Genomic DNA, 7,720 nt, shown 5'->3' with positions numbered 1-7,720 from the left:
CGTCCCGTTGACCTGCCGTTCCTGATGCCCATCGAGGACGTGTTCTCGATCTCGGGCCGCGGCACGGTGGTGACCGGTCGCGTGGAGCGCGGGATCATCAAGGTCGGCGAGGAAGTGGAAATCGTGGGCATCCGCCCGACGCAGAAGACCACGGTCACCGGCGTCGAGATGTTCCGCAAGCTTCTGGACCAGGGCCAGGCCGGCGACAACGTGGGCATCCTGGTGCGCGGCACCAAGCGTGAGGACGTGGAGCGCGGCCAGGTGGTGTGCAAGCCGGGTACGGTGAAGCCGCACACCAAGTTCAAGGCCGAGGCCTACATCCTGACGAAGGAAGAGGGCGGTCGTCACACCCCGTTCTTCACCAACTACCGCCCGCAGTTCTACTTCCGGACCACGGACGTGACCGGCGTGTGCACGCTGCCGGAAGGCACCGAGATGGTGATGCCGGGCGACAACGTGTCCATGGACGTGGCGCTGATCGTTCCGATCGCCATGGAAGAGAAGCTGCGCTTCGCCATCCGCGAGGGTGGCCGCACGGTGGGCGCCGGCGTCGTCGCCTCCATCATCGAGTGATCTGACAAGAAAAAAACGGGGACGCGCCGCGGAACGCGCGCGTCCTTCATTCCCCGGAGCCTTTGAGCCATGAACGGCCAGAACATTCGAATTCGCCTGAAGGCGTTCGATCACCGCATCCTCGATGCGTCGACGCGCGAGATCGTCGCCACGGCCAAGCGCACGGGTGCGCAGGTGCGCGGCCCGATTCCGCTGCCGACGCGGATCGAGAAGTTCACCGTCAATCGCTCTCCGCACATCGACAAGAAGTCGCGCGAGCAGTTTGAGATGCGCACTCACAAGCGGTTGCTCGATATCGTCGACCCGACTCCCCAGACCGTGGACGCGCTGATGAAGCTCGACCTCGCCGCTGGCGTCGACGTCGAAATCAAGCTCTGACGTGAGGCGAGGAGACACGACCATGCGGTCAGGCGTCATCGCCCAGAAGGTCGGCATGACCCGCATCTTCACCGATGCCGGTGAGCACGTGCCGGTTACTGTGCTGAAAGTTGAGAGCTGCCAGGTGGTTGCCCACCGTACGCTCGACAAGAACGGTTATGTTGCGGTCCAGCTTGGCGCTGGCCGTCGCAAGCCCAAGAATGTGACCCGCGCCGAGCGCGGCCACTTCGCGGTTGCCCAGGTCGAGCCCAAGCACAAGCTCGCCGAGTTCCGCGTGCCGGAAGAAGCGCTGATCCCGGTTGGCGCCGAGATCACGGCTGACCACTTCGTCGTGGGCCAGTACGTGGACATCACCGGCACCACGATCGGCAAGGGCTTTGCCGGCGGCATGAAGCGCCACAATTTCGGTGGTCTTCGCGCTACCCACGGCGTGTCCATCTCGCATCGTTCGATCGGTTCGACCGGCGGCCGTCAGGACCCGGGCAAGACCTTCAAGAACAAGAAGATGCCTGGCCACATGGGTGACGTCACCGTCACCACCCAGAACCTCAAGGTCGTCATGACCGACGTCGAGCGCGGCCTCATCGCCGTCGAAGGCGCCGTTCCCGGCCATGCGGGCGGCTGGATCACCGTGCGCGACGCGGTGAAGAAGAAGCTGCCTGCCGAGGCTCCCAAGCCCGGCGCGTTCAAGCTGAACGGGTCCGAAGCGGCTCCCGCCGCCGAAGCCGTCAATGAGGAGGGCGCGTGATGGAAATCACCGTCAAGACGCTCGACGGCATCGAGGCCGGCTCCGTGACCCTGTCGGACGAGATCTTCGGTCTTGAGCCGCGGGCGGACATCCTGCACCGGTGCGTGACTTGGCAGCTGTCGCGCCGCCAGGCCGGCACCCACCGCACCAAGGGCCGTTCGGAGATCAACCGCACGTCCAAGAAGATGTACAAGCAGAAGGGCACCGGCAACGCCCGTCACGGCGCCGCCTCCGCTCCGCAGTTCCGCGGCGGTGGTCGTGCCTTCGGTCCGGTCGTGCGCTCCCATGCCATCGACCTGCCGAAGAAGGTGCGTGCGCTCGCCCTGAAGCATGCCCTGTCGTCGAAGGCCAAGGCGGCGCAGATCATCGTGCTCGACAAGGTCTCCCTTGACGATCCCAAGACGAAGGCGCTCAAGGAGCACTTCGCCAAGCTGGGTCTCGAATCGGTCCTGATCGTGGACGGTGCCCAGGTGGAGCAGAATGTGGCGCTCGCGGCGCGCAACCTGCCCTATGTGGACGTGCTCCCGATCCAGGGCATCAACGTCTATGACATCCTGCGCCGCGATACCCTGGTCCTGACCAAGGCCGCCGTGGACGCGCTGGAGGCGCGCTTCAAATGAGCCCGCAACGCACCATCGAGCCGCGTCATTACGACGTGATCCGTTCCCCCGTCATCACCGAGAAGGCGACGGCGGCGAGCGAGCACAACAAGGTTGTCTTCAACGTCGCCAAGACTGCCACGAAGCCCGCCATCAAGGAGGCCGTGGAAAAGCTGTTCGACGTGAAGGTGAAGAGCGTGAATACGCTGGTCCGTAAGGGCAAGGTGAAGATCTTCAAGGGCCGCAAGGGCGTCCAGAGCGACGTCAAGAAAGCGGTCGTGACCCTCGAAGAGGGCCAGAAGATCGACATCACCACGGGCCTCTGAGAGCTGAGGGGAACGGGACAAGACCATGGCGCTGAAGCATTTCAAGCCGGTCACGCCGAGCCTTCGCCAGCTCGTGATCGTGGACCGCTCCGGCCTCTACAAGGGCAAGCCGGTGAAGACGCTGACCGAGGGCAAGAGCTCCTCGGGCGGCCGCAACAATAACGGCCGCATCACCGTCCGCTTCCGCGGCGGTGGTCACAAGCAGACCTATCGTCTGGTGGATTTCAAGCGCACCAAGCGCGGCGTCCCGGCGGTGGTGGATCGGATCGAGTATGATCCGAACCGCTCGGCCTTCATCGCCCTCATCAAGTATGAGGACGGCGACCTGGCCTACATCCTGGCGCCGCAGCGCCTGGCGGTGGGCGACCAGGTGATCGCCGGCGAGCAGGTGGACGTGAAGCCGGGCAATGCCGGGCCGCTGTCCTCGCTGCCGGTGGGCACCATCGTCCACAACGTGGAGCTGAAGGTGGGCAAGGGCGGCCAGATCGCCCGTTCCGCCGGCACCTACGCGCAGATCGTCGGCCGCGACCAGGGCTATGTGATCGTGCGCCTGAATTCGGGTGAGCAGCGCCTCGTTCTCGGGGCGTGCTACGCCACGGTGGGCGCGGTCTCCAACCCCGACCACATGAACATCTCGCTCGGCAAGGCCGGGCGTAACCGGTGGCTGGGTCGCAAGCCGCATAACCGCGGCGTGACCATGAACCCGGTCGACCATCCGCACGGCGGCGGCGAAGGCCGCACCTCCGGTGGCCGTAACCCGGTCACCCCCTGGGGCTTCCCCACCAAGGGCAAGAAGACCCGCAACAACAAGGCGACGGACAAGTTCATCGTGTCCAGCCGCCACAAGCGGAAAAAGTGAGGGCCTGACACATGACACGGTCTGTTTGGAAGGGCCCGTTCGTCGACGGCTACCTCCTGAAGAAGGCGGAAGCCGCTTCCGGCTCCGGTCGCCGCGACGTCATCAAGATCTGGAGCCGGCGCTCCACCATCCTGCCCCAATTTGTGGGCTTAACCTTCGGCGTCTACAACGGCCACAAGCATGTGCCCGTGAACGTCTCCGAGGAAATGATCGGCCACAAGTTCGGCGAGTTCGCGCCGACCCGTACCTACTACGGACACGCGGCCGACAAGAAGTCGAAGCGGCGGTGATCGGTCATGGGTAAGCAGGCAAAGCCCCGCGCGCTCGCGGACAACGAAGCCAAGGCGGTGCTGCGCAATCTGCGCATCTCCCCCCAGAAGCTCAACCTGGTCGCGGGCCTGATCCGCGGCAAGAAGGTGGCCACGGCCCTCGCCGATCTCGAGTTCTCCCACAAGCGGATCGCCCGCGACGTGCGGAAGTGCCTCGAGAGCGCGATCGCTAACGCCGAGAACAACCACGAGCTGGACGTGGACGACCTGGTCGTCGCCGAGGCGCACGTGGGCAAGGGTCTGGTGATGAAGCGGTTCTCGCCGCGGGCGCGCGGTCGCGCCTCGCGCATCGAGAAGCCCTTCTCCCACATCACCATTGTGGTGCGGGAAGTCGAGGAGCGGGCCTGATGGGTCAGAAGGTCAATCCGGTCGGGCTCCGGCTCGGCATCAACCGCACGTGGGACAGCCGCTGGTTCGCCAACAAGGGCGAATACGGCAAGCTGCTCCATGAGGACATCAAGATCCGCGAGACGCTGTTCAAGCTGCTCAAGCAGGCCGCGGTGTCCAAGGTGGTGATCGAGCGTCCGCACAAGAAGTGCCGCGTGACCATCTACTCCGGTCGTCCCGGTGTGGTCATCGGCAAGAAGGGCGCGGACATCGACAAGCTGCGCAAGAAGGTGTCGGAGATGACCTCCTCAGAGGTCTTCATCAACATCGTCGAGATCCGCAAGCCCGAGATCGACGCCCGTCTGGTCGCCGAATCCATCGCCCAGCAGCTCGAGCGTCGCGTGGCGTTCCGCCGGGCCATGAAGCGCGCGGTGCAGTCGGCCATGCGTCTCGGCGCCGAAGGCATCCGCATCAATTGCTCGGGCCGCCTCGGCGGCGCTGAGATCGCGCGCCTAGAATGGTACCGCGAAGGCCGCGTGCCGCTGCACACCCTGCGTGCGGACGTGGACTACGGCACCGCCACGGCCTTCACCACCTACGGCACCTGCGGTGTCAAGGTGTGGGTCTTCAAGGGCGAGATCCTCGAGCACGATCCCATGGCGCAGGACAAGCGCCAGGCCGAGCAGGAAGCCGGTCCCTCCTCGCGTCCCCAGCGGCGTGAGCGCGGTGATCGCGAGCGTGGCGATCGCGGCGACCGCGATCGCGGCCACCGCGCCTGACGGCTGCCGAGAGAGAAGGCGTTTAAGCCATGCTGCAACCCAAGCGCACCAAGTTCCGCAAGCAGTTCAAGGGACGCATCCACGGCGTCGCCAAGGGCGGCACGGAACTGAACTTCGGCGAATTCGGCCTCAAGGCCGTCGAGCCGGAGCGTGTCACCGCCCGCCAGATCGAGGCGGCCCGCCGCGCGCTCACCCGTCACATGAAGCGTGCCGGCCGCGTGTGGATCCGCGTGTTCCCGGACGTGCCGGTCTCTGCCAAGCCCACGGAAGTGCGCATGGGCAAGGGCAAGGGCGCGCCCGAGTATTGGGCGGCCCGCATCAAGCCCGGCCGCATCATGTTCGAGATCGACGGGGTGAGCGTTGAGATCGCCCGCGAGGCGCTGACCCTCGCTGCGGCCAAGCTGCCCATCAAGACGCGCTTCATCCAGCGCATCGCCGAGTGAGGAGAGGCTCATGAAAGCCGAGGACGTTCGGGCCCTCAGCCCCGATCAGCTCGCCGATGAGCTGCTGAAGCTGAAGAAGGAACAGTTCAACCTGCGCTTCCAGAAGGCGACGGGTCAGCTGGAGAACACCGCGCGGTCCAAGCAGATCCGCCGCGATATCGCGCGGATCAAGACCGTGCAGACCGACAAGCGTACCGGTGCGCCGGTGCAGAAGGCGAAGTGAGGAAGCGATGCCGAAGCGCGTGCTCCAGGGCGTCGTGGTGAGCGACAAGACTGACAAGACCGTGGTGGTCCGGGTGGAGCGCCGCTTCACTCACCCGCTGCTGAAGAAGACCGTGCGCCGGTCCAAGAAGTATCACGCCCACGACGAGGCTAACGCCTGGAAGGTGGGGGATACGGTGTGGATCGAGGAGCACCGGCCGATCTCGAAGCTCAAGAACTGGATCGTGATCCAGGGCGAAAAGCGCGCCGAGGTCTGATAGAAGATTTTCCGTCCGGATGGATCGTCCGGACGGAGAAGGCTCCGGTGCCGGGTCCGTCGTCTCGATAAGAGCCGAGTGGAGACCGCACCGCGGCAGCACCGTGTTCCGATGAGCGGCCACGGTAAACAAGGGTTAAGGCAATGCCGGCGCGCCGGCGGCGCCGGATGACGAGAACAGGTGCGTCATGATCCAGATGCAGACCAATCTCGACGTGGCGGACAATTCCGGTGCGCGTCGCGTCATGTGCATCAAGGTACTTGGCGGTTCCAAGCGGAAGTATGCCCACGTGGGCGACATCATCGTGGTGTCGGTCAAGGAGGCTATTCCGCGCGGCCGCGTGAAGAAGGGCGACGTGATGAAGGCCGTGGTGGTTCGCACCGCCAAGGACATTCGTCGCGTCGACGGCTCGGTGATCCGCTTCGACCGCAACGCGGCCGTGCTGATCAACAACAACAAGGAGCCGGTGGGCACTCGTATCTTCGGACCGGTTCCGCGCGAGCTGCGCTCGAAGAACCACATGAAGATCATCTCGCTGGCGCCGGAGGTGCTGTGATGGCCGCGAAGATCAAGAAGGGCGACAAGGTCGTCGTCCTCACCGGCCGCGACAAGGGGCGCACCGGCGAGGTTATCCAGGTGATGCCGAAGGAGGAGCGTGCGCTCGTCCGCGGCGTCAATATCGTCAAGCGCCACCAGCGCCAGACGGCGAACCAGGAGGGCGGGATCATCTCCAAGGAGGCTCCCATCCAGCTGTCGAACGTCGCCGTCGCCGACCCCAAGGACGGCAAGCCGACCCGCGTCGGTTTCCAGGTGCTGGAAGACGGGACCAAGGTCCGCGTGGCCAAGCGTTCCGGGGAGAGGATCGATGGCTGAGGCGACTTACACCCCGAAGCTGCGCACCTTCTATGATGAAGTGGTGCGGCCGAAGATGATCGAGCAGTTCGGTTACAAGAACCCCATGGAAGTGCCGACGATCGACAAGATCGTCATCAACATGGGTGTTGGCGAAGCCACTGCCGATACCAAGAAGGTGACGACCGCCGCCGCCGACCTGGCGCAGATCGCCGGCCAGAAGCCGGTGATCACCCGGGCCCGCAAGGCGATCTCGAACTTCAAGCTGCGCGAGAACCAGCCGGTCGGCGCGAAGGTCACCCTTCGCAAGGCGCGCATGTACGAGTTCATGGACCGGCTTGTCAGCATCGCGCTGCCGCGCGTGCGGGACTTCCGCGGCCTGAACCCAAAGAGCTTCGATGGCCGTGGCAACTACGCCATGGGCGTCAAGGAGCACATCGTGTTCCCCGAGATCAACTACGACCGCGTCGAGCAGATCTGGGGCATGGACATCATCGTGTGCACCACGGCCAAGACGGATGAGGAAGCCCGCGCCCTTCTGAAGGCGTTTAATTTCCCTTTCCGTCAGTGAGCGTCTAGAAGGGGCGCTTCGCGCGAGCGGGGCGCCCGGCCTTTCCGCCTTGGGCGGGAGGGTGAAGCGACAAGTGACAGCGTGATTTTCCGGCCGTGAGGAGCTTCGAGCTGCCTCAGACGCGGAGAACAGGAGCAAAAGATGGCGAAGAAGAGCGCGATCGAGACGAACGAGCGCCGCCGCAAGCTGGCCACCGGCCATGCGGCGAAGCGCGCGCGTCTGAAGGCGATCGTGAATGACAAGACGCTGCCGATCGAGGAGCGCTTCCAGGCGACCCTCAAGCTGGCGGAGATGCCGCGCAACGGCGCGAAGATTCGTATCCGCAACCGCTGCGAGGTGACGGGCCGTCCGCGTGCCTTCTACCGCAAGCTCAAGATGAGCCGTATCGCGCTGCGCGAGCTGGGTAACCAGGGCATGGTTCCTGGCCTCGTGAAGTCGAGCTGGTGAGGAGGGAACG

At 64.8% G+C, this 7,720-nt stretch carries 16 protein-coding genes; all 16 read left to right on the top strand.

The features are described from left to right. A partial coding sequence (locus FZ033_RS02875; protein WP_269149847.1) for an EF-Tu C-terminal domain-related protein occupies positions 1-573 on the top strand: 573 nt, incomplete at its 5' end. A gap of 69 nt (positions 574-642) precedes the next feature. Continuing rightward, positions 643-951 carry a 30S ribosomal protein S10 gene (gene rpsJ / locus FZ033_RS02870; protein ID WP_012113701.1) on the top strand — a complete coding sequence of 103 codons (309 nt, stop codon included), beginning with the start codon at positions 643-645 and terminating at the stop codon, positions 949-951. Positions 952-973: 22 nt separating this feature from the next. Next, positions 974-1,699 (top strand): 50S ribosomal protein L3, encoded by a 726-nt coding sequence (gene rplC, locus FZ033_RS02865; RefSeq protein ID WP_149574626.1) that lies wholly within the window; start codon positions 974-976, stop codon positions 1,697-1,699. Continuing rightward, entirely contained in the window at positions 1,699-2,319 is a 621-nt protein-coding gene (gene rplD, locus FZ033_RS02860; protein WP_012113703.1) for a 50S ribosomal protein L4, read from the top strand. Before rplC ends, rplD begins: the two co-directional genes overlap by 1 nt. Further along, on the top strand, positions 2,316-2,624 hold the full coding sequence (locus tag FZ033_RS02855) for a 50S ribosomal protein L23 (protein WP_012113704.1): 309 nt from the start codon (positions 2,316-2,318) through the stop codon (positions 2,622-2,624). Before rplD ends, FZ033_RS02855 begins: the two co-directional genes overlap by 4 nt. Before the next feature lie 25 nt (positions 2,625-2,649). After that, on the top strand, positions 2,650-3,483 hold the full coding sequence (gene rplB, locus FZ033_RS02850; protein ID WP_012113705.1) for a 50S ribosomal protein L2: 834 nt from the start codon (positions 2,650-2,652) through the stop codon (positions 3,481-3,483). An 11-nt stretch (positions 3,484-3,494) separates the two neighbouring features. Beyond that, positions 3,495-3,773 (top strand): 30S ribosomal protein S19, encoded by a 279-nt coding sequence (gene rpsS, locus FZ033_RS02845; protein ID WP_012113706.1) that lies wholly within the window; start codon positions 3,495-3,497, stop codon positions 3,771-3,773. Positions 3,774-3,779: 6 nt separating this feature from the next. Next, positions 3,780-4,160, top strand: a complete 381-nt coding sequence (gene rplV / locus FZ033_RS02840) for a 50S ribosomal protein L22 (RefSeq protein ID WP_012113707.1) — start codon at positions 3,780-3,782, stop codon at positions 4,158-4,160. After that, complete coding sequence (rpsC, locus tag FZ033_RS02835) at positions 4,160-4,918, top strand: 30S ribosomal protein S3 (RefSeq protein ID WP_149574625.1); 759 nt, start codon at positions 4,160-4,162, stop codon at positions 4,916-4,918. The genes rplV and rpsC overlap by 1 nt, the downstream gene beginning before the upstream one ends. 29 nt (positions 4,919-4,947) lie before the next feature. Continuing rightward, entirely contained in the window at positions 4,948-5,361 is a 414-nt protein-coding gene (gene rplP / locus FZ033_RS02830) for a 50S ribosomal protein L16 (protein ID WP_149574624.1), read from the top strand. Positions 5,362-5,371: 10 nt separating this feature from the next. Continuing rightward, a complete protein-coding gene (gene rpmC, locus FZ033_RS02825; RefSeq protein ID WP_012113710.1) occupies positions 5,372-5,584 on the top strand; it encodes a 50S ribosomal protein L29 in 213 nt (70 codons plus the stop codon). Between the two features lie 7 nt (positions 5,585-5,591). Next, complete coding sequence (rpsQ, locus tag FZ033_RS02820) at positions 5,592-5,840, top strand: 30S ribosomal protein S17 (protein WP_012113711.1); 249 nt, start codon at positions 5,592-5,594, stop codon at positions 5,838-5,840. A 187-nt stretch (positions 5,841-6,027) separates the two neighbouring features. Further along, positions 6,028-6,396, top strand: coding sequence for a 50S ribosomal protein L14 (rplN, locus tag FZ033_RS02815; RefSeq protein WP_138398138.1), 369 nt, complete (start codon positions 6,028-6,030; stop codon positions 6,394-6,396). Then, the gene (gene rplX / locus FZ033_RS02810) at positions 6,396-6,713 is read left to right on the top strand and encodes a 50S ribosomal protein L24 (protein ID WP_012116758.1); all 318 of its coding nucleotides are present in this window, start codon (positions 6,396-6,398) and stop codon (positions 6,711-6,713) included. Before rplN ends, rplX begins: the two co-directional genes overlap by 1 nt. Next, positions 6,706-7,263, top strand: a complete 558-nt coding sequence (gene rplE, locus FZ033_RS02805; RefSeq protein ID WP_012116757.1) for a 50S ribosomal protein L5 — start codon at positions 6,706-6,708, stop codon at positions 7,261-7,263. The genes rplX and rplE overlap by 8 nt, the downstream gene beginning before the upstream one ends. Before the next feature lie 141 nt (positions 7,264-7,404). Then, positions 7,405-7,710 (top strand): 30S ribosomal protein S14, encoded by a 306-nt coding sequence (rpsN, locus tag FZ033_RS02800; protein ID WP_012116756.1) that lies wholly within the window; start codon positions 7,405-7,407, stop codon positions 7,708-7,710. Positions 7,711-7,720 lie beyond the last annotated feature (10 nt).

It is taken from the genome of Xanthobacter oligotrophicus, from assembly GCF_008364685.1.
Classification (GTDB): domain Bacteria; phylum Pseudomonadota; class Alphaproteobacteria; order Rhizobiales; family Xanthobacteraceae; genus Xanthobacter; species Xanthobacter oligotrophicus.
This window is presented reverse-complemented; position numbering and strand designations above follow the sequence as displayed.